The 24,508-nt window shown below is 42.9% G+C and carries 22 protein-coding genes; 9 read left to right on the top strand and 13 right to left on the bottom strand.

The window, feature by feature from the left end; translation table 11 throughout:
- Positions 1–1,093, top strand: a 1,093-nt coding sequence (gene murP, locus D3222_RS05735) for a PTS N-acetylmuramic acid transporter subunit IIBC (protein WP_118985301.1), incomplete at its 5' end; no start/stop codon positions are given.
- Between the two features lie 40 nt (positions 1,094–1,133).
- Here murP and D3222_RS05730 read toward each other — a convergent pair.
- Positions 1,134–1,742 (bottom strand): LysE family translocator, encoded by a 609-nt coding sequence (locus tag D3222_RS05730; RefSeq protein ID WP_118985285.1) that lies wholly within the window; start codon positions 1,740–1,742, stop codon positions 1,134–1,136.
- A 104-nt stretch (positions 1,743–1,846) separates the two neighbouring features.
- Here D3222_RS05730 and D3222_RS05725 point away from each other — a divergent pair, with 104 nt between their 5' ends.
- From D3222_RS05725 to D3222_RS05715, 3 genes are read left to right on the top strand one after another with little or no spacing between them, the layout of a single operon-like run.
- Positions 1,847–2,827: a hydrolase gene (locus D3222_RS05725; RefSeq protein WP_118985284.1), complete on the top strand. Its 981-nt coding sequence runs from the start codon at positions 1,847–1,849 to the stop codon at positions 2,825–2,827.
- Positions 2,824–3,042 (top strand): YheU family protein, encoded by a 219-nt coding sequence (locus tag D3222_RS05720; RefSeq protein ID WP_118985283.1) that lies wholly within the window; start codon positions 2,824–2,826, stop codon positions 3,040–3,042. Before D3222_RS05725 ends, D3222_RS05720 begins: the two co-directional genes overlap by 4 nt.
- Positions 3,043–3,062: 20 nt before the next feature.
- On the top strand, positions 3,063–3,932 hold the full coding sequence (locus D3222_RS05715) for a phosphoribulokinase (RefSeq protein WP_118985282.1): 870 nt from the start codon (positions 3,063–3,065) through the stop codon (positions 3,930–3,932).
- 124 nt (positions 3,933–4,056) lie between these two features.
- Here D3222_RS05715 and D3222_RS05710 read toward each other — a convergent pair whose 3' ends face one another.
- Positions 4,057–4,464 (bottom strand): OsmC family protein, encoded by a 408-nt coding sequence (locus tag D3222_RS05710; RefSeq protein WP_118985281.1) that lies wholly within the window; start codon positions 4,462–4,464, stop codon positions 4,057–4,059.
- Positions 4,465–4,785: 321 nt separating this feature from the next.
- Between D3222_RS05710 and crp the strand changes: the two genes are divergently transcribed.
- A complete protein-coding gene (gene crp, locus D3222_RS05705) occupies positions 4,786–5,418 on the top strand; it encodes a cAMP-activated global transcriptional regulator CRP (protein WP_010848517.1) in 633 nt (210 codons plus the stop codon).
- Positions 5,419–5,467: 49 nt separating this feature from the next.
- Here crp and argD read toward each other — a convergent pair whose 3' ends face one another.
- Together argD and D3222_RS05695 are read right to left on the bottom strand one after the other, a co-directional pair.
- On the bottom strand, positions 5,468–6,679 hold the full coding sequence (gene argD, locus D3222_RS05700) for a bifunctional acetylornithine/succinyldiaminopimelate transaminase (protein WP_118985280.1): 1,212 nt from the start codon (positions 6,677–6,679) through the stop codon (positions 5,468–5,470).
- Between the two features lie 122 nt (positions 6,680–6,801).
- A complete protein-coding gene (locus D3222_RS05695) occupies positions 6,802–7,377 on the bottom strand; it encodes an aminodeoxychorismate synthase component II (protein ID WP_118985279.1) in 576 nt (191 codons plus the stop codon).
- Positions 7,378–7,620: 243 nt separating this feature from the next.
- On the opposite strand from D3222_RS05695, the gene D3222_RS05690 reads away from it, so the two are divergent.
- Complete coding sequence (locus D3222_RS05690) at positions 7,621–7,971, top strand: YcgJ family protein (protein ID WP_118985278.1); 351 nt, start codon at positions 7,621–7,623, stop codon at positions 7,969–7,971.
- 99 nt (positions 7,972–8,070) lie between these two features.
- On the opposite strand, the gene ppiA is transcribed toward D3222_RS05690, so the two are convergent.
- Positions 8,071–8,640 (bottom strand): peptidylprolyl isomerase A, encoded by a 570-nt coding sequence (gene ppiA / locus D3222_RS05685; protein WP_118985277.1) that lies wholly within the window; start codon positions 8,638–8,640, stop codon positions 8,071–8,073.
- A gap of 307 nt (positions 8,641–8,947) precedes the next feature.
- On the opposite strand from ppiA, the gene yihA reads away from it, so the two are divergent.
- Positions 8,948–9,580: a ribosome biogenesis GTP-binding protein YihA/YsxC gene (gene yihA / locus D3222_RS05680; protein WP_118985300.1), complete on the top strand. Its 633-nt coding sequence runs from the start codon at positions 8,948–8,950 to the stop codon at positions 9,578–9,580.
- Between the two features lie 82 nt (positions 9,581–9,662).
- On the opposite strand, the gene D3222_RS26950 is transcribed toward yihA, so the two are convergent.
- The 4 genes from D3222_RS26950 to D3222_RS05660 form a co-directional block, all read right to left on the bottom strand.
- Positions 9,663–9,710: a hypothetical protein gene (locus D3222_RS26950; RefSeq protein ID WP_438361642.1), complete on the bottom strand. Its 48-nt coding sequence runs from the start codon at positions 9,708–9,710 to the stop codon at positions 9,663–9,665.
- A gap of 609 nt (positions 9,711–10,319) precedes the next feature.
- Positions 10,320–13,109: a DNA polymerase I gene (polA, locus tag D3222_RS05670; protein ID WP_118985275.1), complete on the bottom strand. Its 2,790-nt coding sequence runs from the start codon at positions 13,107–13,109 to the stop codon at positions 10,320–10,322.
- A gap of 406 nt (positions 13,110–13,515) precedes the next feature.
- Positions 13,516–14,139: a thiol:disulfide interchange protein DsbA gene (gene dsbA / locus D3222_RS05665; RefSeq protein WP_118985274.1), complete on the bottom strand. Its 624-nt coding sequence runs from the start codon at positions 14,137–14,139 to the stop codon at positions 13,516–13,518.
- Positions 14,140–14,159: 20 nt separating this feature from the next.
- Positions 14,160–15,152 (bottom strand): serine/threonine protein kinase, encoded by a 993-nt coding sequence (locus D3222_RS05660; RefSeq protein ID WP_118985273.1) that lies wholly within the window; start codon positions 15,150–15,152, stop codon positions 14,160–14,162.
- Positions 15,153–15,597: 445 nt separating this feature from the next.
- On the opposite strand from D3222_RS05660, the gene mobA reads away from it, so the two are divergent.
- Entirely contained in the window at positions 15,598–16,188 is a 591-nt protein-coding gene (gene mobA / locus D3222_RS05655; RefSeq protein WP_118985272.1) for a molybdenum cofactor guanylyltransferase MobA, read from the top strand.
- The gene (gene mobB / locus D3222_RS05650; RefSeq protein ID WP_118985271.1) at positions 16,185–16,715 is read left to right on the top strand and encodes a molybdopterin-guanine dinucleotide biosynthesis protein MobB; all 531 of its coding nucleotides are present in this window, start codon (positions 16,185–16,187) and stop codon (positions 16,713–16,715) included. The genes mobA and mobB overlap by 4 nt, the downstream gene beginning before the upstream one ends.
- On the opposite strand, the gene D3222_RS05645 is transcribed toward mobB, so the two are convergent.
- From D3222_RS05645 to gorA, 4 genes are all read right to left on the bottom strand, one after another.
- Positions 16,705–18,096, bottom strand: a complete 1,392-nt coding sequence (locus D3222_RS05645) for an amidohydrolase family protein (protein ID WP_118985270.1) — start codon at positions 18,094–18,096, stop codon at positions 16,705–16,707. The genes mobB and D3222_RS05645 overlap by 11 nt on opposite strands.
- A gap of 681 nt (positions 18,097–18,777) precedes the next feature.
- Positions 18,778–20,982 carry a S8 family peptidase gene (locus D3222_RS05640; RefSeq protein WP_118985269.1) on the bottom strand — a complete coding sequence of 735 codons (2,205 nt, stop codon included), beginning with the start codon at positions 20,980–20,982 and terminating at the stop codon, positions 18,778–18,780.
- Between the two features lie 21 nt (positions 20,983–21,003).
- Positions 21,004–22,107 (bottom strand): AAA family ATPase, encoded by a 1,104-nt coding sequence (locus tag D3222_RS05635; RefSeq protein ID WP_118985268.1) that lies wholly within the window; start codon positions 22,105–22,107, stop codon positions 21,004–21,006.
- Between the two features lie 1,002 nt (positions 22,108–23,109).
- On the bottom strand, positions 23,110–24,465 hold the full coding sequence (gene gorA / locus D3222_RS05630) for a glutathione-disulfide reductase (RefSeq protein ID WP_118985267.1): 1,356 nt from the start codon (positions 24,463–24,465) through the stop codon (positions 23,110–23,112).
- Positions 24,466–24,508 lie beyond the last annotated feature (43 nt).

The following is a 24,508-nucleotide window of genomic DNA, read 5'->3' as shown; positions in this document are numbered from 1 at the left end:
TACTCCATTGATCCCCGGTTTTATTGCCGTTGGTCTACTTCTCGGCTTTGCCACTTTACTTGAACAGATAGCCATTCAGGGTGTTGAGCACCCTAATGCTGTTTTGGTTGAAATCATCGGCTATATGAAAGTTTTCAGTAAAGGCATGTTCAGCTTTCTGAGTATTCTGATTGGTTATAACGCGCAAAAAGCCTTTGGTGGATCAGGAATAAATGGCGCCATTATCGCCTCTCTGTTTGTACTCAGTTATAACCCAGACGCCACCAGCGGTTTTTATTCCGGTATTTCTACTTTCTTTGGTTATAGCATCGATCCACACGGTAATATTATCGGCATTCTTATCGCCGCTATTCTGGGAGCATGGGTAGAACGACAAGTTCGTAAGATCATTCCAGACAATCTGGATATGATCCTCACCTCGACTATTACCCTACTAATCATGGGGGCCATTACCTTTATCCTCATCATGCCACTGGGGAGTTATCTGTTTAGCGGTATGTCATGGTTATTCCTTCACCTTAACGGCAATCCTTTTGGCACTGCGGTATTGGCAGGGCTATTTTTACTCGCTGTTATGTTTGGTGTTCACCAAGGGTTTGTGCCCGTCTATTTCGCACTAATGGACGCACAAGGCTTTAATTCTCTGTTCCCAATCCTTGCAATGGCGGGCGGAGGACAAGTTGGCGCAGCGCTGGCACTGTATGTCAAAGCGGAAAAAGACTCTCTGCTACGCACGCAGATAAAAGGTGCCATTATTCCAGGCTTTCTCGGCATCGGTGAACCTTTGATTTACGGCGTCACACTTCCACGGATTAAACCCTTTATCACCGCCTGTTTGGGCGGTGCCGCTGGGGGTTTCTTTATCGGTTTGGTGGCTTATTTGGGATTACCTGTTGGGTTGAATACGGTTTTTGGTCCCTCTGGATTGGTAGCACTGCCACTGATGACCTCAAACAACGGTATTTTTGTCGGAATGGCAGTGTATGCTGCCGGGCTGATGGTTGCTTATATCAGTGGCTTCGTGCTGACCCTGATCTTCGGGAGTAAAAAGATAGAGACGCTTAACGCCGATGCCCAAAGTCAAAAAGCATGAATAGATATTCTTTATAACCAAAATGCCATTTACGGATGAATTACCCAAGCCAAATCAATGGCACACAGGTTGCCGTCAATATGCCCATCATGATATTGAACAGAAACCAGGCATTGCGACTACGGAGTAACGTCCCAATCAATGAACCAAAACCCGCCCACACCATGCCGCACAAGAAATTAATAAACATCACCGCGATACTGATCACGATGATGGAATAGAGGTAATGATCACCAGCAATACTGTAGCTGCCAACCGCACCCAATCCCATCAGCCAAGCTTTTGGATTCAAAAACTGCAATAACCAACCTTGATACCACCGCACCGGCTTGATCACTGCGCTATCTTTGGCATCCAGACGCCGGTAACTGGCGGTTGCCGTTTTCCATGCCAACCACAGCAAATAGAGGCTACCTGCAATTTTCATAACCGTGTGAATAGCAGGATAGACCAACAGCAATGCCGCTATTCCGAAAGCAGCCAGATATAAAATCGTTTGCATGCCCAGAACAACGCCAAAGAGCAACCCCAAAGAGCGGATAAAGCCAAAGTTAGCGCCTGATGAAGTCAGCAACATGTTGTTTGGACCCGGCGTAATGGCAGAAATAAACAAAAAAATCGTTAATGAAAAAATCAGGCTTGCTGTCATGAAGAGTTACCTTTCATCCTGAATAATGGCGTTTCCCTTTCACAGAAAATATCAGTATGTTATTCACCATACAAGATAACTAATCAATTTAACTCGAAACCATTATGACTGATATCTTTCGTCCTCTAACCGGAGCCAGTAATCCGCATTTGCAGACACTCCTCCCGCGTCTGGTGCGGCGGTATCCTGAACTGCAACCATATTGGCAACGACTTGATTTACCAGATAACGATTTTGTTGACCTCGCGTGGAGTGAAGATCCCGCCACCGCAGCACACAAGCCACGACTGATCCTGTTTCATGGTCTGGAAGGCAGTTTCCACAGCCCTTATGCCCACGGTTTGCTGCATATCTGCCAAGAAAAAGGCTGGCTTGGTGTTGTCATGCATTTCCGTGGATGCAGTGGTGAACCGAATCGCCAAAAACGTCTCTACCATTCTGGCGAAACAAGCGATGCCCGTTATTTTCTGAACTGGTTAAAACAGACCTACGGTGATGCACCCACCTCAGCCGTAGGTTATTCAGTCGGCGGTAATATGCTGGCCTGCTATCTGGCAGAAGAAAAAACAGATGCCCGGATCAACGCTGCCGTCATTGTTTCCGCCCCTTTGATGCTAGAAGCCTGTTCCCTGCGGATAGAAAAAGGATTTTCTCAGGTTTATGAACGCTATTTACTTAATAGCCTGAAACGTAATGCCACCCGCAAATTGTTACGCTACCCCGGTTCACTCCCCATTAATTTGTCTCAGGTAAAAAGATTGAAACATATTCGGGAATTTGACGAAATTGTGACCGCAAAAATCCACGGTTTTAAAAATGCAGCGGACTATTACCGCCAGTGTAGTGCTCTGCCGCGTCTGCCTGATATTACCGTGCCACTACTGATTATCCATGCTAAAGACGATCCCTTTATGGCACCGGAAGTTGTCCCTGATCTCAAAATGTTACCCAAAAATATTGAATACCAAATGACAGAATATGGTGGACATGTCGGCTTTGTTAGTGGTTCATTGAAGAAGCCACAAATGTGGCTGGAACAACGCATCCCAAATTGGCTGTCATCTTATCTGGAGCAACCACAATGATTATTCCGTGGCAACAACTGGAACCAGAAACTCTGCTAAATTTGATAGAGAGCTTTGTCCTGCGGGAAGGAACTGACTATGGCGAAGATGAAAAATCGCTGGAGCAGAAAGTCGCTGACATACGCCATCAGTTGGAACGGGGGGATGTTATTCTGGTGTGGTCCGAGCTGCATGAGAGCATCAATATTATGCCAAAAGAAATGTTCCATTCTTAACATTATGGAGTTTACTGCTTATGTCCGCCAAACATCCGATTATTGCGATTACCGGCTCCAGCGGTGCCGGAACAACCACCACTAGTTTAGCTTTTCGTAAGATTTTCCAGCAACTTAACATCAGTGCAGCGCAGATAGAAGGAGATAGTTTCCACCGTTACACCCGCCCTGAAATGGATGCCGCAATCCGTAAAGCCAAAGAGCAAGGCAGACATATCAGTTATTTTGGGCCAGAAGCCAATGATTTTGGCATGCTGGAAAAAACCATGATTGATTATGGTGAAACCGGGGAAGGCCGCTGTCGGAGGTACCTTCATACCTATGACGATGCCGTCCCTTACAACCAGCTCCCCGGTACATTTACGCCGTGGGAATCTTTACCCAAGCAAACCGATGTGCTGTTTTATGAAGGTCTGCACGGTGGCGTTGTCACACCACAACATAATGTTGCCAGTCATGTTGATCTGCTAGTGGGAGTCGTGCCGATTGTCAACCTTGAATGGATACAGAAACTTGTCCGCGATACCGGAGAACGAGGACACTCGCAGGAAGCCGTGATGGATTCCGTCGTGCGTTCTATGGATGATTATATTAACTACATTACGCCACAATTCTCGCGAACACATATCAACTTCCAACGTGTCCCTACCGTTGATACATCCAATCCATTCTCAGCCAAAGCCATTCCATCACTGGATGAAAGTTTTATTGTCATCCGCTTCCGTGATCTGACTCAAATTGATTTCCCATACTTGTTAGCTATGTTACAAGGCTCATTCGTTTCAAGCATTAATACCATCGTGGTCCCCGGTGGAAAAATGGGACTGGCAATGGAATTAATTATGACGCCATTGGTACAGCGATTACTGGAAGGGGAAAAGATTTGTTAATCAGCGCCTGAGGTAAATTTAGAAAATCTGGTCGCTAAATTTGTATCTTATATTATTCAGTTAAAAAAGCAGGTAACTGAAATATTAGTTACCTGATGTTATTTTTTAATCAAGAAATAATATCTTAATCTATATCTTTAACTTCAAAACTGTGGGTAATTTCAACTGATTTCCCCAACATCAACGCAACAGAGCAATATTTTTCCGCGGAAAGCATGACTGCGCGTTCCACCGCTTTATCTATTAAATCCTTACCCGTAACAATAAAATGCAGATTAATATGAGTAAACAAGCGTGGCGTCTCTTCACGACGGCGGGAAGTTAATTTTACTTCACAATCTCTTATGTCATATCTGCCTTTCTGCAAAATAGAAACTACATCAATCGTACTGCAACCACCGGCTGCCATTAATACTATTTCCATTGGGCTCGGTGCCTTATCGCCGGCATTACCATCCATCATGATCTGATGACCGGAAGATGACTCCCCCAAAAGAGACAATCCTTCAACCCATTTTACCCGCGCTTGCATAAATACCTCTTAAGTCGTTCTTTGCATCCAAGCCTACTCTTTCAGTATTAAACTGGCAATCCAATGAGCGGTTTATTATGCTGAAACAACACAAGACAAGACAGAAGCCCTTTCCTGTGTTAAAAACAGAAGCGGGCCAGGTATATATAGGTTAAGATCAATACCCTAAGGTTCAAATTTCAGATAACCTATATAAAACCCTCACCTGTCGGTTTTTCAACAAACTAATATGTTAAGCTAGTGTCTTTATAAGCCAGCCTGACGAGAAGCTTTTAGATTCTCGTGTTATTTAGGCAGCGATAACAACAGAGGATGAAGCGAATGGTTCTCGGCAAGCCACAAACAGACCCCACTCTTGAATGGTTTTTGTCACACTGCCATATTCATAAATATCCATCTAAAAGTACGCTTATTCATCAAGGCGAAAAAGCAGAGACGCTTTACTACATCGTAAAAGGCTCTGTTGCGGTTTTGATTAAAGATGAAGAAGGCAAAGAGATGATCCTCTCCTATTTAAATCAGGGGGATTTCATTGGTGAACTTGGATTATTTGAAGAGGGGCAAGAGCGTACAGCCTGGGTTCGGGCCAAAAGCGCCTGTGAAGTGGCTGAAATCTCCTATAAAAAATTCCGTCAACTGATTCAGGTAAACCCGGATATTTTGATGCGTTTATCTGCCCAAATGGCAAACCGTTTGCAAACAACTTCTGAGAAAGTCGGTAATCTGGCTTTCCTGGATGTTACCGGCCGGATTGCCCAAACTTTATTGAATCTGGCGAAACAACCCGATGCAATGACCCACCCGGACGGGATGCAAATCAAAATCACGCGTCAGGAAATTGGTCAGATTGTTGGCTGTTCCCGCGAAACGGTTGGTCGTATTCTGAAAATGCTAGAAGATCAAAACTTGATCTCCGCACACGGCAAAACAATTGTTGTTTACGGTACACGTTAATTCCTGATTAATCAGCGCATTATCCTGCGCTGATTTCTCTTATACTTGATTACGTCAACTGGTTAATTGCCAGTTCCAACCGTTCCATTCCTTGAGCAATCTCTTCTTCACTAATAATCAACGAAGGCGTGAAACGCAATACGTCACCACCCGCACTCAACAACATTAAGCCATTTTCAGCCGCCAGTTGCAGAATATCTTTAGCTTTTCCCTGATACGGCGCTTTGAGTTCCGCACCAATCAGTAGACCCTTTCCTCGGACTTCACCAAATATCGAATATTTCTGATTGATATCATTCAGAAAATTCACCATTAAATTATGGCGTTTTTCAACTCCCGCCAGAACCGCTGGTGTATTAATAATATCAAAAACAACATTTGCAACTGCACAAGCCAATGGATTACCGCCATAAGTTGTACCATGAGTTCCCGGCGTCATCACTGAAGCAATATTCTCTGTCGTCAACATGGCGCTGATAGGGAAACCATTTCCCAATGCTTTTGCCGTGGTAATGATGTCCGGCGTAACGTCATAATGCATATAAGAAAATAGCTTACCAGTACGTCCCATCCCACTTTGCACTTCATCAAACACCAACAACACCTGGTGCTTATCGCAAAGCTCACGCAACCCATGAATAAATGCCGGTGCTGCCGGCATAACTCCCCCTTCTCCCTGAACCGGTTCTAATACAACAGCACAAGTATGGTCATCTATGACGGCCTTCACTGCATCTAAGTCATTAAAAGGTACATGAATAATATCCGCAGGTTTTGGCCCAAAACCATCAGCATATTTTAGCTGACCACCCACAGAGACAGTAAATAGGGTACGACCATGAAAACCCTGATGAAATGCGATAATTTTGGTTTTATAAGGACTGTGACGCGTAATTGCATAGTGGCGAGCTAGTTTAAATGCTGCTTCATTCGCTTCCGCTCCTGAGTTGGCAAAAAATACCCGCTCAGCAAAAGTCGCATCAATCAGTTTCTGCGCCAGAATCAAAGCAGGTTCATTGGTGAAAATATTACTGATATGCCAAAGTTTCTCCCCTTGCTGCTTCAAAACATCTACCAACGCGGGGTGACAATGACCCAAAGCCACAACAGCAATCCCCCCCGCAAAATCAATATATTCTTTCCCATGCTGATCCCATACACGACTACCTTGCCCTCTCACCGGTATAAACTGCGCTGGTGAATAAATTGGCAACATAACTTGATCGTATGTATTTCTATCTACTGCGGTATGCTCCTTCATTTTCCCACCCGTTTTTTATATACACGCCATTCAAAAGTGAAAACATAATCACCGAATATGCATAAAAAATCAAAGATGGGCAAATGAAAAAGATGGATAAATGAAGAAATTATCGGTATCTGTTAATATCTCAGAAAGTTGCTTAGTAACTGGTGACCTTGCTCACTGAGAATACTTTCAGGATGGAACTGCACACCTTCCAGTGGTAGAGTGCGATGACGAATGCCCATAATTTCATCGACGTTGCCGTTATGCTGGCTCCATGCGGTGACTTCAAATGAGGCCGGTAATGTCTCCGCGGCAATCACCAATGAATGGTAACGAGTCGCGGTCAATGGCCGGTTAAGCCCTTTGAACACACCTTGCTGATTATGATGAATAGCAGAAGTTTTTCCGTGCATCACTTCCCTGGCTTTTACCACGCTGGCACCAAACGCCTGCCCAATTGCCTGATGTCCAAGACAAACACCAAGAATCGGCAACTTATCCGAAAAATGAGAAATCGCAGACAGAGAAATGCCTGCTTCATTCGGGGTACAAGGGCCTGGGGAAATAACCAAATGGGTAGGCATCAATCTCTCAATATCTTCAAGTTGCAATTCATCATTACGCTTAACTAAAACATCTGTACCCAATTCACAAAAATATTGATATAAGTTATATGTAAAAGAATCATAGTTATCTATTATTAGTAACATAGGAGTCTATCCTACTCATATTTATCGCTGTATTTGTTGCCCTGCCACTCCTGCAATTTGTTTATCCTGCACAACTGGCTCCAGGTAAAACGGCCTCGCGACAACGGGGCGGCTATCATAGCACATCAATATTTGTAGCATAGTACAACAAAATCAATGGCTGTTTTTTCCTCAATCAACTTACTCTCATACCCTACAAAACATGTGCTCTATTTTGATATTCAATAAGTAAAGGTAATTGTTATGAAGATAAAACTGATTATAGCATCTCTTTTTTTACTGTCCTTCCCCACGCTGGCTGTTAACAAAGCTGCCAACATTTTCTTTCCGGAAAAAGGGGTTGTTTGTGATAAAAAAGGAAAATATTGCTCTGATCAACAAGGGCTATCGCTAAAACTAACCGAAAGATATTTAGGCAAAAAAGCGGTAGAACACCTGAAAAAAGAGTTTGGTGATGGAAAAAATGTCGACTTTTCATCTTACACTTTAAGTAACGGCGTACACTGTGAGAGTAAAGAGAAGAAATGCTACAAAGACAGATATTATCCACGAACCGAAGTAAATAAAGAATTTACCCAAAAGATGTATGAATAACTGTGAAACTGGCCTCCATTTAATGCAGGCCAGTTTGTTAATCCGATGAAAGTTAACCGGAAGACCAGAAACTGCCACAGCCAAAGTAATAGGAAAAAACTAAGGAATAATCTCCGCAGACAGAATAACGACTGGTTTAACCGGTACATTCTGATATGGGCCAACATTTTCCGTTTTAACTTGAGAAATTTTATCCACAACATCCATACCTTTTACGACTTTACCAAATACGGCATAGCCAAAGTCACGCTGACCGTGATCCAGGAAAGCATTATCCGCTACATTAATAAAAAATTGGCTGGTGGCGCTGTCTTTATCAGCGGTACGTGCCATAGAGATAGTTCCACGTAAATTACGCAGTCCATTATCCGCCTCATTTTTAATAGCGGCTTTAGTCGCTTTTTGCTGCAAATCTTTGGTAAAACCGCCACCCTGCACCATAAATCCAGGGATTACCCGATGGAAGATTGTATTGTTGTAATAACCCTCATTGACGTATTCAATAAAGTTTTTCGTTGTAATTGGAGCTTTCTGGTTATTTAACTCCAGTTCAATATTACCCTCCGTTGTTGTCAGCTTCACATGGGTTTCTCCCGCCGCCAAAGCCAGAGGCGCCATTGCGCTCAGAGAGCATGCAGTTACAAGGGCTACTAAAATACGTTTAAACATTCTGGGTTCCTATATTATTAAGGTCAACAACACAAACTGAATCAATTCTAATAATCTCTTCAACATCGTGCTCAATATTTACCTACATTTACGCTATCAATCGACAGGTGCTTTGAAGAAAAATTTATCCTTTCAATAACAGGTTAGATTTTATTTCACAAACAGGATCGTCATCGGTAACAAAATAACAAGTTCGGTTCAACCCATCAGAAATATGTCATTATTTTTAATCCTGTCAACCAACAGTGGCTATCGGTATAATCTCCTTTGGCATATATTCAGTGCATTTCTCAGGGAGATAATCATTTTGACCATCAAAAACCACAACTATCATATGACCCGTTTTATCACGAGCGCACCTGATATTCGCCATCTGCCTCAAGATATGGGCATTGAAGTCGCGTTTGCCGGCCGTTCAAACGCGGGTAAATCCAGTGCGCTAAATGCCCTGACGAAACAGAAAAGTCTCGCCCGTACCAGTAAAACACCAGGCCGCACACAACTCATCAATTTATTCGAAGTAGAAGAAGGTATTCGTCTGGTTGACTTACCCGGCTATGGCTATGCCGAAGTACCGGAAGAGATAAAACGTAAATGGCAAAAAGCACTGGGTGAATATTTGCAAAAACGTGAATGCCTGCTTGGGCTGGTGGTGCTGATGGATATCCGTCATCCACTGAAAGATCTTGATCAGCAAATGATCCAATGGGCGGTGGCAATGCATGTACCCGTTATAGCATTGCTGACTAAAGCCGATAAACTGACATCTGGCGCCCGTAAAAGCCAGTTGAATAAAGTACGTGAAGAGTTAGCAGCTCTCAATGGAGATATTCAAGTGGAATATTTCTCCGCCCTGAAAAAAATCGGGATCGATAAATTACAACAGAAACTGGACATATGGTTCAGTTCGAAAGCCGTTCAAGTTGAAAACCATAGTTAATACCGCCTTTTTCATTCCCACCAATTAAATTCAGATGAAAAAATGCCCCAGTCAAAATTAAATTGACTGGGGCAGCTAATATTCAGCTAAATCCGATTACGTGAAGTAAAAGGTCTGAAAGATAGAACATCTTACCTCTGTACCCTACACCAATAACTCTACCCTATTTTATTTATTAGAAAAAGCCTTTTTGTAATTTATTTTCAGCAATTATCTCGATTCAGCTTAGGGTTTTGTTTGTTTATCCACCACAAAATGTAGTTTAATTACATATTTATGCGATCTGGATCTAATATACTCGAACAGTACAAAAAATATTACATTATTAGTATTTTCTTTATAGCAAAACAGATCGACACAACTATTTGATCACTTTTTTCTGCTACATCAACACTGAGTTCACTACTAATATTATCTAGTGAAATTAAAGATCCTGCCCAATTTCCCATTATCGTGGGATTTTGCAGCACAAATTCCCTATGGAAAACAGTCTACTGAATATGACCTGATCAGGAGAATAATATGAATCAACATAAAAATTCTTCGTCAGCCTTAGGATGGAAAAAAATGCCTATAACAGCAATAATAGCACCTTGGTATCAAATGCCGGAGCAACCGCTATGTCATTGCTTGGGAAGACGGGGATACCAGAGCACATGGTGACTATGATTAACAGGGCCATTAAAAAATGGCTGAACCAAATACCTCAGTTCAGCCTATCTTTTATTAATCTGGCATATCAGTGCGCCTGATCCCAATTGTCACCAATACCCACATCCACTTTCAACGGAACATCAAGCACCATGCTCTTCTCCATCAATTCACGAATTTTCTGTTCTGCATATTCAAGTTGTGACTCATGGACTTCGAATACCAGCTCATCGTGAACCTGCATAATCATACGAACTTTCGGCGCTTCACTGACAATCCAGTCATCCACCGCAATCATCGCTTTTTTGATGATATCCGCCGCAGTTCCCTGCATTGGCGCGTTAATAGCTTCACGTTCTGCTGCCTTGCGGCGCATGGCATTGCGAGATTTGATATCTGGCAGATAAAGACGACGACCGTCCAGCGTTTCAACGTAACCCTGCTCTTCCGCTTGTTTACGAGTACGCTCCATATATGCCAATACCCCCGGATAACGCTCAAAATAGAGATCCATATAGCGTTGAGCTTCACCGCGAGGAATACCTAACTGACGGGAAAGACCAAATGCACTCATACCATAGATCAAACCAAAGTTAATCGCCTTAGCACTACGGCGCTGCTCACTGGTTACCTGTTCCAGTGGCAAACCAAAGACTTCTGCCGCTGTTGCCCGGTGAATGTCTTGCCCTTCGGCAAAAGCCTTCAACAACCCTTGATCCTGAGACAAATGAGCCATAATCCGCAACTCAATCTGAGAGTAGTCAGCGGCCATAATCCGGTAACTTTCAGGTGCCACAAATGCCTGACGAATGCGGCGGCCCTCTTCATTACGGACAGGAATATTTTGCAGATTAGGATCACGTGAAGAGAGACGTCCTGTTGCCGTTACCGCCTGATGATAGGAAGTATGCACCCGTTTAGTCAGCGGATGGACCATCTGTGGTAGTTTATCGGTGTACGTGGATTTCAATTTTGCCAACCCACGATGCTCTAAGATCACTTTCGGCAACGCATGGGTATCCGCCAACTCTTCCAATACCTCTTCATTAGTGGATGGCGCACCACCTGGCGTTTTCTTTACTACCGGCAATTGCAATTTTTCAAACAATATCGTCTGCAACTGTTTTGGCGAAGCCAGGTTGAAAGCCTCACCAGCCAGTTCATGAGCTTCTTTTTCCAACTCATCCAGACGGGCGGTGATTTCTTTTGAATGCTCAGCCAGAATATGTGCATCAATTAATACGCCTGTCCGCTCCATACGGGAAAGCACCATGACCAATGGCATTTCTGTATTCAGGAATACTTTTTTCAGCGCTGGTGTTTTTTCCAACCGCGGCCACATAGTTTGATGTAGCAGCAAAGTGACATCTGCATCCTCTGCGGCGTACATTGCAGCTTGTTCCACCGGAACTTGATTAAAGGTGAGCTGATTTTTACCTTTACCAGCAATCTCTTCAAACGTCGTGGTCTTATAATTCAGATGGCGTTCAGCCAAGCTATCCATATCATGTCGCCCCATGCCTGCAACGCTATTGAGTACATAGGATTCCAGCATGGTATCGTAAGCAATGCCTTGCAGCTCAATGCCGTAACGAGCCAACACACCACGATCAAATTTAATATTCTGACCAATTTTCAGCAGATTACTATCTTCAAGTAGCGGCTTTAATGCAGCCAGCACAACTTCTCTGTCAAGCTGTTCCGGCGCGCCCAGATAATCATGGCCTAGAGGTAGATAGGCCGCATCTCCGCCAGAAATTGCGAATGACATACCCACCAAATTAGCAGTCAAAGTATCAAGGCTGTCAGTTTCGGTATCAAAAGCAAAAACCAGCGTTTTTTTCAACTTCTCAATCCACTCATCAAAGCTTTTTTGATCAAGAATAGTCTGATAATTATCAGAAGAGAGTGTGGCCGAAACAGATTTATCTTCCGTCGGAGATGACTCATCATTACCAGTGGATACCGGTTTTTTGCCTTTCTCTGCCAGCCAATCGCCGTTTGCCACATCACTCAACCAGCGTTTGAACTCATAACGAGAAAACAACTGATGCAGTTTCTCCGTATCAGGCTCTTTGACTGACAGAGCAACACAGGTTTTATCCAACTCAACATCGGTTTTAATGGTTGCCAGTTTATAGGAGAGATAAGCAACATCTTTATGCTGCGCCATCTTATCCGCCAGCGTTTTCGCACCACGGAAACCGAGCCCGGCAATTTTATCCAGATTGGCAAAGATATCATCCATGCCACCAATCCCTTGCAGTAATCCCAGTGCGGTTTTTTCTCCCACGCCAGGTACGCCAGGAATGTTGTCAGAAGAGTCTCCCATCAATGCCAGAAAATCGATAATCAGATCTGGCGGCACACCATACTTTTCAACGACTTCTTCCGGCCCCAGAATGGTGTTATTCATGGTATTGATAAGCGTGATATTTGGCGTTACCAGTTGCGCCATATCTTTATCACCAGTGCTAATAAGTACCGCACGCCCCTCTTTTTCTGCCTGCAACGCCAAAGTCCCGATAACATCATCAGCTTCTACTCCTGGCACCACCAGCAACGGTAACCCCATAGTTTCGACCATCTGATGTAGCGGCTCTATCTGAGTACGCAGATCATCCGGCATAGGAGGACGATGAGACTTATACTCAGCGAACAATTCATCACGAAAAGTTTTGCCTTTAGCATCAAATACCACCGCTACATGGCTTGGTTTGTACTGCATTACCAAGCTGCGTAGCATATTCAATACGCCATACATGGCTCCAGTCGGTTCACCCGCGCTATTCGTCAGCGGAGGGAAAGCATGATAAGCACGATAAAGGTATGAGGAGCCATCAACCAAAATCAGGGGATTGTCTGCTATCTGAGCCATAAATCTTCTTCATTATCTGTATCTGTTACGGGTGTGATAAGGAAATAGGATGCCACAGCAAGAAGTAGGAAACGAATTTTATGTGAATTTTCTTTACTGAAACCCGATTCAGATATTCACACCCTACTATAAATTCTGTGGATAACTTTGTGTATAGATATTACAATTTTTATTTAGGTGTTTATCGTTGATAAAAAAAACTTATCAACCTCAGGTAAAAAATCAATGACTTATACTCTTCGTCATTAAACTGTCATATTGCCTTATAGATCACAGAGTTGTGGATATAACCAGAGTTTGTCTTACAAAAAAGTCTTTCTGGCACGCAAGTCTTTCTGACACATATTGTGCCAAAGATTCTCACTCCGGCACATGCTTACGTCATTCTATTTCAATGCCATCAACATTACTTCTGGTTTAACAAGAAGTTAACAACGTCTGAATAGGATTTAGCGTAGTTATCAGCAGAAGTGGCATCAATGCCATCATTTTTCACCATATACTTGCCATTAACAAACATTGCCGGTACACCCCGCAGTTGCAAATCCTGAGCGGCTTTTTGCTGCTTAACAACTAAGGATTTCACCACAAAACTACTCATGGCAGCATCATAATCCTCAGCAGTCACCCCGGCTTTGATAAAGGCACTGCGAATATCATTCGGAGTCTTAATAGACAATGTTTCCTGAATACCCTCAAACAGTACCGGGGTTACTTTATCTTCAACACCCATTGCCATTGCCGCAGCCCAGGCAGTAGTCAATTCTTTACCCAGTGGTCCTAAAAAATCCACATGATAACGAACAAGTTTTGTCCCTTCCGGTAAATGCTGTTTCACCGTCTGAGAAACTTTAAAAATCTCTTCAAACTGATAACAATGAGGGCAATAGAAAGAGAAGAATTCTAGCACCAGTGGTTGATCCGCCACCGGAGATTTCAATTCAACATACTGTTTTCCTTCGGTAAAATTGGCAGCAGATGCGCTAAATGCCATCACCATTCCGACTAAAGCTAACCAAAACTTCTTCATAACTATCTCCATGATAAACATTAATACATCGGGTTAAGCTGCAAAGGTAGTCCCTGTAACAGCTTAATCTGTTCAGAAAAAAGCGACGTCTGTTTTAACCAAAAATCGGTATCTGTCATCCAAGGAAATGCTTTGGGGAAAGCAGGATCCTGCCAACGTCGGGCAACCCATGCCAAATAATAGACCATCCGCATAGCACGCAATGGTTCTATTAATGACAATTCTCCCGGATCAAAATCCGTAAACTCACCATAGGCTTCCAACAAAGTATCCAACTGTAATAACTGTTCTTGACGGGAGCCATGAAGCAACATCCATAAATCCTGAATTGCCGGACCATTACGCGCATCATCAAGATCAACAAACCAGGCTCCGTCACGCCACAGGATATTACCTGGGTGGCAGTCACCATGAAGCCTCAATATTTGCCAATCGTCGCGCCAATTTGATTCCACGGTGTTTATCAGATCATCCAATACCGCCAAAAATTGCACTTTCTGTGCTGAAGGAACTAACTCACATGCAGCCAAAAACTGTCGTGGTTGGTGCAAATACTCATTTAACCCAATAGTTGGGCGAGACGTAAATGTTTGCCGGCGACCAATCTGATGAATCCTCCCTAGCAAACGCCCTACATCTTCTAATTGAAAGAGATTATCGGATTCATACTGACGCCCCCCGATGCTTGGAAAAACGGCAAAAAAGAAATCTTTAAAAGTCAGTAAAGTTTGCTTATTAAATACCAAAGGTGCCGCAACAGGTAAATCAGCTTGTTGTAGCGCCAAGGCAAAATCATGCTCTTCCTGAATCTGCTGCCGATCCCAACGTAGTGGCCGGTAAAATTTCACGACATAACGCTTACGCTCTTCGTCTATAAACTGATAAACACGGTTCTCATAACTGTTTAACTCTGTCAGCCCGGAATCTATATACAACCCGGTCTGCACCAATGCATCCATAATCAAATCCGGTGTTAATTCCCGGAAATTAAAAGCAGACTGGTTTGTTAGCACATTCTATTCTCTTGATTAATCTGTAATAACGCCACAGCATGCAATAGCGCGGTTTGAAAATCCACTTGGTGATCCTTTTTCAGCCATTAGTCAATGCAGATAAATGGCATTTCATACCGAACCCCTTACAAATAAAGCCTATACCCTATGGATTTCAAGCTGCGTCGCGACGGCAAGGGAACGAATCCCCGGGAGCATAGCTAACTATGTGACCGGAGTGAGTGCAGCCAACAAAGAGGCAACTTGAAAGATAACGGGTATATACAAATTAACAGGGATGACCGCATAGAGAAAGGATTGCTCTGTCAATAAGCGTAAAGATGACCCTTTTATCAGCAAGTTATCCGGTGAGCTTATTTTAAAAATGCTGAGTTAAATCCAAATAACCAAGCTGAAAGAAGTTATATTAGCGGTAATAACTACCTCAGTTGGTAACTTGAACATTATGCAACCAAAAATAAGCGGTGCGATCCTTGCCGGAGGTCGTGCCACCCGTATGGGCGGCAATGATAAAGGGTTAATTTTTTTAAATAAAAAACCACTGTACCAACATATTGCGGATAAGCTATTTCCACAAGTAGATGAATTAATTATCAACGCGAACCGCAATCTGGACATTTACCAACAAAGTGGTTATCAAATTATTCCAGATTTAACACCAGACTTCTCTGGCCCCCTTTCAGGCATGCTGACAACCCTAAAATCAGCTAGTCACGATTGGGTTGTATTTGTTCCTTGTGATGTACCAGATCTCCCTACTGATTTGGTTATTCGCTTATGGCAGGGAAAACAGCAAGCATTGGCAGCCTATGTAAATGATGGCAACCGAGCTCACCCTACCATCGCTTTACTACACCGCGGTCTGACTTCTCAATTAGAAAATTATTTGGCTAATGGTGATCGCAAATTAATACTGTTTATGCATAAGATCAGAGCGATAGCCGTTCAGTTTGATGATAATCCCACCGTCTTTACTAATCTGAACACCCCGGAAGATTGCCAACATTGGGAGCATATACAGGAGATCAAAAAATGAGTGCAAAACCGCTTCCGCTACTGGGTATTACAGCCTATAGCGGAACAGGAAAAACCACACTTCTCAAACAAGTGATCCCATTATTACGTCAACGGCAAATCCGGGTTGGTTTGATAAAACACACCCATCACGATATGGATGTGGATAAACCGGGCAAAGACAGTTATGAACTACGCAAAGCCGGTGCAGAGCAAACTCTGGTTGCCAACCAACAACGCTGGGCATTAATGACAGAAACGCCAGATGCAATGAAAGTAGATTTGAACTATCTTACCAGCCGTTTTGATCCAAATTCACTGGATCTGATTCTAGTGGAAGGTTTTAAAGATGAGCCAATCAACAAAATCGCCCTATACCGCAACACTCTTAACCACCGATTAAGCGATCTTCTTGATCAACATGTGATTGCTGTTGCCAGTGATGAAAAATTAGAGACTGTTTTGCCACAATTGAATATTAATCAACCTGAACAGGTGGCTGATTTTATTGTCGAATGGCTGAACATGGAACTTTGGATCAAGACCTGACTACAGCACCGGCCACCAAGCGCCCTTGATGGAATGTTGCCTGACGGGCAGGCAAACGTGCCACGGCCTCAGCAGAACAACTCGCGACCACCAAGACAAATTCAGCTTTATCACCTACCCGCGGCCAAATACGCTGCCCCTGGGCATTAAGCGGCAACACACCGCCAGTAGCAATAGCCATAGCACGGGAAAGATGAAATTCATCTGAGCCACGGTACAATTGCGCGTACAAATTTGCCTTTTCCAACATATCCCCCGTGCCAAACGGCGACCAGTGATCAATCACACTATCAGTACCGGTCATAATAAATACCCCTTTAGCTCTGAGTTGCGGCAACGGCATCATCAAGCTACCGATCGGTACTGTAGAAGCAATCGTGATTTGCTGCTCCGCCAAACGGGAAGCGGTCTCTGTTAGTTTCCCCTCATCCAATGTGGTCAGGGCGAAGGCGTGGCTGATAGTGACCTTGCCACGCAAAGCAGATGTTTTCTCCACTATATCAATCATGTAGTTGATAGCAGCAACACCCACAGGGCTTATCTCATGCAGATGAATATCCACACCGGCGTTATGATCGAGTGCAATCTGGAACATAGTATCCAGTGATTTTTCCATCGCAGCATCCACGCTAGTAGGGTCCAACCCACCAACGTACTGCACTCCCATTTGCATCGCTTCACGCATTAGCCCCTCCACTTTGGAGTGCAGCAAACCGTGCTGAGGAAAAGCAACGATTTCGCAACTGAAATCATCACGGTAATTCTCTAACGCATACTGCAAATGCTCCAGACTTTTCAAACCACTAACTGGATCAATATTACAGTGGCTACGCGCTACCGTGCTTCCTTTGGATTGCAGCAAAGCGATCAAACCCTCTGCTCGTTGCTGCGAGGTAGGCAGCAATTTGGGGATCAGTGTTTGTTCCTGTGCGATCATATCCATAATAGTTTTACCCTGACGGGGTAACGGTGCCTGCCACGGACCACTGTAGAAAGTCTTATCTAGATGGATGTGCATATCACGGAAAGCGGGCAACAACAACTGTCCCTGCGCTTGATAGCATGACAAATGCGTATTAAGTAGCACACCAGCAGCATGGATAGCAGCGATCCGACCATCTTTGATTTCCAATGTATATAATGCGGTACGTGTGCCCATCACAGTACCGCCATCATATTCAAACCCCTCCTCCAATAGCACATCTTTCAGGTAGTAATGGCTATCAGTAAGGGTGGTCTGCATTAATGATGTATTAGCCGCGGCGGTTGATGATACAGCCTGTACGATCCCGCCGGTCAAGGAAATCGCCGCACAGGCGATAGTGAATTTACCTGTTTGGCTGAGAAAAGATCTTCGGCTTTGCTGTTGAGGTTTGTCCACATTTAAGCCCTATTTGAATCCTCAAAAAAGTTCACTAAATCTGACTCTCTGAAGGATATTTTCCAGAATTTAAAACTACATATAAGCAGATTTTCAACAACATTACCGTATTATCATAGCCTACTCCCACAGAATCGTTGTGTGGAAAGCAAGCATATTGTGATCTTTCGTCAATTTTTGCTATTGATAAGAGAAAGGCCGAATGGAATCGGCCTTTAGAAAAATGTTATAGATAGGGTTCAGTAACATCACCGCATCGTTACTCCTACACCTTAAATCTGGAATTTTTCTGGAAAAGCTGAATTCACCTCACTTGTGAACACTTTCCAGAGTTTTCATTAATTACTGATAAAAGAGCACCTTTTGTAGTTTTTAAGGCGATTTTTCCAGAAAACAGAAGTTAGAAGTTAATAGTGCAAATTGTAAATACCTTTAAGCTGAGGACGTCTGAGAAAATAGTAAGGACTAAAGTTACCTTGTGTGCTTTGTCTGAACTCCGTTTGGATGAGTACACAAAAATTTGTAAACATAGGCAGTTTGTACAATCAGCTAGCAAAGATGACTCAACAATACCAGTACAAATTACCGGACTGAAGTCAAATACAGTGTTCAATATAAAACATCTAGACCAGCGATTTAGCATAGGAAGCAGTAGGACTAGATTTTAACCTACTGAAAGCATTAAATTTGAACTTGTGGAATGATTGATACCCTTGGCTGTATCTCTGTCAGAATATCAGCATAGGATTGCAAAATATCGGTGAATAATTGCTTATGTTTTGGAGCTTCCAAAGTTACAACAAATGCATATTTGATTATCGGTGCTTTGGCGCCATCAATAGCCCCGCCACCATCTCTAGCCATATAATGAAGCTCGAAAGCGGGTTTCTCTAGTTTGTTACCAAATTTAGATTTTTGAGCGTGCAAAACAGATTCCCATTTCGCCGCATCACGCCTTAGCTCTGCTTCTGTCGCAATCTTTACTTGTTGAAAAAAAGACTCCTTCAGCTTTCCACGCTTCGGAATCCAACTAATTTCAACGCCAGCTTTTGTATACATAGAGGAATCTTGAGGATCTACAGGAGTAGAAAAACAGCATGTTGCTTTGATAGCAACTTTTCCATTAATCCCAGAATCTGGAATAGGCAGCGGTACCCGCAAATACTTTCCAGGGCTCAACTCACCTTGATACAAAATACGCGCAACACCATCGGGCGATTCTATTAACTGTTCTATATTATCAGGTGCTTTCCCCCAACCAACTTCTGACACATCATGACCTTGACTATCGGCAGAGTTAACCAAGAGAGCTTTAATAGCTAACGGAGATAACTCATGCCCCATCACGGCTCTTATTCCGACTGCATTGCGAAGAACGTAAGGAGAAGCAAAACTGGTTCCTTGTACTGGAACTGTTCTAGGCTGAGAACTTGAGGCTAATACATGAAAATAATCTTTCGGGGATCCCCCAAAACCCAGTAAATCAGGTTTTACTCTGCCTGGTGCCCTACCTGGCCCAATAGCACTATATGGAGCTCTAGCCCATTCAGGTCGCAATGTATCAGCAGCACCAACAGCTACAGCATTTACACAATCAGAAGGTACTTGGATTCTATTGAGTTGGGTTGCATGATCTGCTTCTCCATTATTACCAGCAGCAACGGTAAAGAAAGTTTCTCCATCAGCAAGGTAGCTGTCTAGCAAGGAAGTCCATGCATGAACTTCATCATCATCAATAGCTAAATCAGGTCCTAAACTTAAGTTTATAAACTCGTATTGTCGGGAAAGAAGAATGTCTTCAATATGCCCAAGTGTCCGATAAAGCTCAAAAGGATCTTCTTTATCAATATATGAATCCAAGATTCTATGATGATCAATATATGAGTATGGTCGTGCAGGAGTTTTACCAGGTTCAATAGGTCCGAAAAGGAAAGCGGACGAAACACCAATTCCATGTTCTGGCCCACCTTCGCAGTCAGATGCTTGAGCGTCAGATAATTTATAATCTCGAACCCAAGGGTGCAGAGGGTGACTTACTGGCAATCCTCCATCTAATATGGCAACTCTTACATCATTTGCTAATGGTGGCTCTGAAGGCAGTTGAACCGGAGAAGGTACGGACATAGAGCGAACCATTGGCTGAAATGCCCTTAGCATAGGCATCGGCCTTACAACACGCACAAATGGATGTTTCGCTAACTGCCTGAGATGTTGTTCTGAGCCCATCATTGGCACAAACCATAAGTTTGATACCATTATTGATATATCTTCATCTGGTACAAAGCCTATTGAACGGGAATAAGTTAGTACAGAAGCCTTAATAAAGTCACTTGAGCTACCAGGAATTAACTGGACACCTACTTCAAACTCTACAGGTTTCTCTACTAGACCTGGTTTAACTTTCGAGTCTGGTTCTATAGTTTCGATACTCCATATTTTCTGCAAATCATCAGAACCAGGAGTTTCATTTGTAAAATCTTTTAGTTTCTGGCCGAATTGTTCAAGCTGCTCACGTTTTCCGGCAATATAAAGAGCCGTCGATGGCGATATTTTAGGTTGACCTTTTTTTGTCCAGCGATCCGGTCTTACTTCAGTAGCACGACTCCCAATAGAGTGTACGCCTATTTCTCTCAACAAACGTTTAGGAAAGTGGCCTTTTGCTATATATGACGGGTGTAAAGTAAGCTTTGTAACAACATAATCTCGCGGACATATCGAGCTTTCATATTGTTTAAGCTCTTCAACCACATGCTCAAATTGTGGTACTAACCGTGTAATTGACTCCTCAATAGTATATAGCCCTCCACTTGAAGGGGGAATTCTAGGAGGTGGCGTCAAACTTGTTAGCTCTTCAGCCTTACCAATAATATAGTTTTTCTTCGGCATTTACTTTCCTTACGAGTCCTTTTAGTTCAATCGCTTCCGGATCGTGTCTCGACTACATCCAAATACTTTTGCTGCTTTTTGCTGTGACATTCCTATTTCTGAAACAGCCTTAACTGCTAGCTCAATCCTTTCTGCTCTAGTTTTCATTTCAATATCCGGAAGAACATAACTCAGTATGTTTTGCTCAAAATCCTTAGGGTTTAGAATCTTCATCTTCCGAAGTTTATAAATGACCCTACGAATATTGCTATATGAAGTTCCAACCAAGCTTAATTGAATTAAATCGATCCAAGGTAAAAACTCATCTTTATCCTGTCCTAGGAACTTATAAATAGCTTCAGTTACAAAGGATTCGCTAGGATTTTCAAAGAAAATCTCAACATCAAATCTTCTCCATAAGGCAAGGTCGACTAACTCTGGGTGATTTGTTGCAGCAATTAAAAGACCACCTGTTGGCCAATCTTCTAATTCTTGTAGCATTACAGTCACTAAACGCTTTAGTTCTCCAACATCACCTTCATCACTTCGACGTTTGGCAATTGCATCAATTTCATCCAACAACAGAACACAGGGGTGTGACTTAGCAAAATCGATAACTTTACGTAAGTTGCTACCAGTTTTACCTAAGTAACTACTCATTACTGCGGTTAAGTCAAGAACATAGAATGGGAGATTTAGTTTTCCTGCTAACCACCTAGCAGTCATGGTCTTACCAACGCCAGGAGGACCTTGAAAAATTATGGAACTTGTAGGAAATAGGCCACTTTCATTTAATAGCTCACTAGATTGTCTTTCTTTAAGTATATTCGTTAAGGTTTGCTTTAACTTTTTATCAAGTAAAGGCTCTTCCCCAGAAATAGAGCAATCAAATGACTTTAGTAAGGGAATAGCATTGTCTATGTTGGGTTCAAACAACCCAGTCTCTTCTTCAGAACGCTGTTTGCGACGAAAAACACTGTTAGACCTAGCAGGTTGAGATTTGAGTAGATCTTCTATTTCAGTGCCTAATTGTGGTTCCGTTTTTCTTAATTTACGTACCAATTTCGCAAGATAAAGCCTTACATCAGACTCTTTGCCGGATAAAGCTAATCTAGACAACGCTACTAGTTCATTTGAACTAATCATTGTTTTTCACCATTATATCAACCAACGCATTGCAGTGACTAAAAAAATAATATTTTAATAATATTAGTCACAGAAAAGCAAAAAGTCCATATTTATAGGTTAATGATCATGACTAATTTTTTGAAAATACTTACCATGTAGTCACCCCCTAAGCCCCCACTCTAAACAGGAGTGAAAATGTTACCTAAAATGGGAAAATTGCTTCATCAAAACGACATCAATCAATTACCTGCTTACTTAGCTATACACTTAAGTCAAGTTCCTACCTAATACTATTACGAACGTCATTTTATTCTAACAATTTGATTTCGCCGTGGTTCTGCTAGCTCTAACTGTTCAAGCAGTTAATTTTCAAATTAAGACTGGTTGATCCAGACTCACCAAAGGTAAATCGACATGACTAAAAGTACTGGAAGAGGCGGCAGATCAGATGATTGCAGACATTATGAACACCTCCGAAACCGAAGATACTGATGAATGACTATAGATTTCCACTTGCAAACAAGGGAGTTCATTATTGGACTCCTTTTTTGATATTTAGCGCTTCCTATACGGCTATAAGACATGTTTTTCCCTCAGATAGTGACAGCTTTCACTTTCCCCCTTTCGTATAATTAAAATACTCGTATTTTCAGATAGTTATGTATCTAGAAAAAACTAGATTACAAAGTGCCGACTAATTCCCTGATTAGCTCATAATCGCAGTTAAGCGGGCGTTTACGCACAGGATTTCAGATAACTTCTGGTAGGGAAAAATCATATGTGCAGAAAATGCATGAGCAATAGGGTCTAACCAATCATGGAGCACTTTCGTGCTTAGAAAAACTACATCGCGAGTCTATCACCGCCATTCTTAAATCAGACTTTATTACTCTATCCGCTGAAAGTAACTCCGATAAAATCTAGGAGGTTGGTGAATGGGCATAAAATAAGGCCAGAACTAATCCTGGCCTAATTCAGCATCTTCCAGAGAATGGAAGGTGTGCAGGTGGAATTCCTACATTAACGTGTCATAGTAACAAACTCTTCCGCTGCGGTGGGATGAATTGCAACCGTGTTATCAAAGTCTTTCTTAGTTGCCCCCATCTTCAATGCAACAGCGAAACCTTGCAGCATTTCATCCATTCCGAAGCCGATACCATGAATGCCAACAATCTTCTCTTCCGGCCCGGCACACACCAATTTCATCCGGCATGGCTGGCGATGTTGAGTAACAGCGGTATACATCGCGGTAAAAGAAGATTGATAAGTTTTCACCTGCCCTTCACCAAATTGCGCTTTCGCCTGAGGTTCAGTCAGCCCCACAGTACCAATAGGCGGATGGCTGAATACGACAGTTGGAATATTGGTGTAATCCAGATGTTCTTCTGGTTTATTGTTAAACAGGCGCTCCGACAAGCGGCGACCTGCCGCAACCGCAACGGGGGTTAATTCCACTGCACCGGTGTTATCACCCACTGCATAAATACCTTTTACATTCGTGTTCTGGTATTTATCAACTCTGATGTAGCCTTTTTCACTCAGCTCAACACCGGTGACAGACAAATTCAGATTATCCGTTGCGGGTTCACGGCCAATAGCCCAGATTAGGGTATCAACGGTCTGCTCTTTACCATTTTGCAGTTGCAAAGTCAGGCTACCATCGGCATTTTTACTCACTGATTTTGGCACCGATTCTGTATGCAAAGTAGGCCCTTCGGTATTGATAATATCCAAGAGTGTTTCAACAATCATCGGATCAAAAGAGCGCAACGGCGCATGTTGACGCACAAACAGATGGGTCTCACTACCAAGCGCATGCAATACACCAGCAATTTCCACGGCAATATAACCTGCGCCAACAACCGCAACCCGTTTTGGCATCTCTTCCAATGCAAAAAAACCATCAGAATCAATACCATACTCTGAACCTGGTATATCAGGCCGCACAGGACGGCCACCCGTCGCAATCAGAATATGATTTGCTGTGATTTTTTCACCATTCACTTCAATAGTGTGTGCATCAACAAAACGGGCAAACCCCTGGATCACATCAACTTTATTGTTACCCAGACCACGTTCATAAGACTGGTGGATACGATCGATATAAGCAGTGCGACTGGCAATCAGTGTTTCCCAGTTAAAGTGGTTGACGGTGGTATCAAAGCCATAATCTGGCCCATATTGGTGGATAGATTCAGCAATTTGCGCCGCATGCCACATCACTTTCTTCGGCACACAGCCCACATTGACGCAAGTTCCACCCAATGCCTTAGCTTCAATCAGGGCGCATTTCTGCCCGTACATAGCCGCACGGTTAATTGATGCCATGCCACCACTGCCACCACCAATTGCTATATACTCGTAATGTTTGCTCATCCGGATTGTTTCCATCTAATCAGTTCAAGGGAGTTAATACCCA

It is taken from the genome of Photorhabdus sp. CRCIA-P01, from assembly GCF_003545805.1.
Lineage (GTDB): Bacteria > Pseudomonadota > Gammaproteobacteria > Enterobacterales > Enterobacteriaceae > Photorhabdus > Photorhabdus antumapuensis.
This window is presented reverse-complemented; position numbering and strand designations above follow the sequence as displayed.

Coding starts and splice junctions, on each gene's coding strand:
- argD (WP_118985280.1), bottom strand. CDS start 6,679: ATGAAGGAGCATACCGCAGTAGATAGAAATACATACGATCAAGTTATG.
- dsbA (WP_118985274.1), bottom strand. CDS start 14,139: ATGAAGAAGTTTTGGTTAGCTTTAGTCGGAATGGTGATGGCATTTAGC.
- mobA (WP_118985272.1), top strand. CDS start 15,598: ATGCAACCAAAAATAAGCGGTGCGATCCTTGCCGGAGGTCGTGCCACC.
- D3222_RS05690 (WP_118985278.1), top strand. CDS start 7,621: ATGAAGATAAAACTGATTATAGCATCTCTTTTTTTACTGTCCTTCCCC.
- crp (WP_010848517.1), top strand. CDS start 4,786: ATGGTTCTCGGCAAGCCACAAACAGACCCCACTCTTGAATGGTTTTTG.
- mobB (WP_118985271.1), top strand. CDS start 16,185: ATGAGTGCAAAACCGCTTCCGCTACTGGGTATTACAGCCTATAGCGGA.
- gorA (WP_118985267.1), bottom strand. CDS start 24,465: ATGAGCAAACATTACGAGTATATAGCAATTGGTGGTGGCAGTGGTGGC.
- D3222_RS05720 (WP_118985283.1), top strand. CDS start 2,824: ATGATTATTCCGTGGCAACAACTGGAACCAGAAACTCTGCTAAATTTG.
- D3222_RS05710 (WP_118985281.1), bottom strand. CDS start 4,464: ATGCAAGCGCGGGTAAAATGGGTTGAAGGATTGTCTCTTTTGGGGGAG.
- polA (WP_118985275.1), bottom strand. CDS start 13,109: ATGGCTCAGATAGCAGACAATCCCCTGATTTTGGTTGATGGCTCCTCA.
- D3222_RS05715 (WP_118985282.1), top strand. CDS start 3,063: ATGTCCGCCAAACATCCGATTATTGCGATTACCGGCTCCAGCGGTGCC.
- D3222_RS05640 (WP_118985269.1), bottom strand. CDS start 20,982: ATGCCGAAGAAAAACTATATTATTGGTAAGGCTGAAGAGCTAACAAGT.
- D3222_RS05635 (WP_118985268.1), bottom strand. CDS start 22,107: ATGATTAGTTCAAATGAACTAGTAGCGTTGTCTAGATTAGCTTTATCC.
- ppiA (WP_118985277.1), bottom strand. CDS start 8,640: ATGTTTAAACGTATTTTAGTAGCCCTTGTAACTGCATGCTCTCTGAGC.
- D3222_RS05695 (WP_118985279.1), bottom strand. CDS start 7,377: ATGTTACTAATAATAGATAACTATGATTCTTTTACATATAACTTATAT.
- D3222_RS05730 (WP_118985285.1), bottom strand. CDS start 1,742: ATGACAGCAAGCCTGATTTTTTCATTAACGATTTTTTTGTTTATTTCT.
- D3222_RS05725 (WP_118985284.1), top strand. CDS start 1,847: ATGACTGATATCTTTCGTCCTCTAACCGGAGCCAGTAATCCGCATTTG.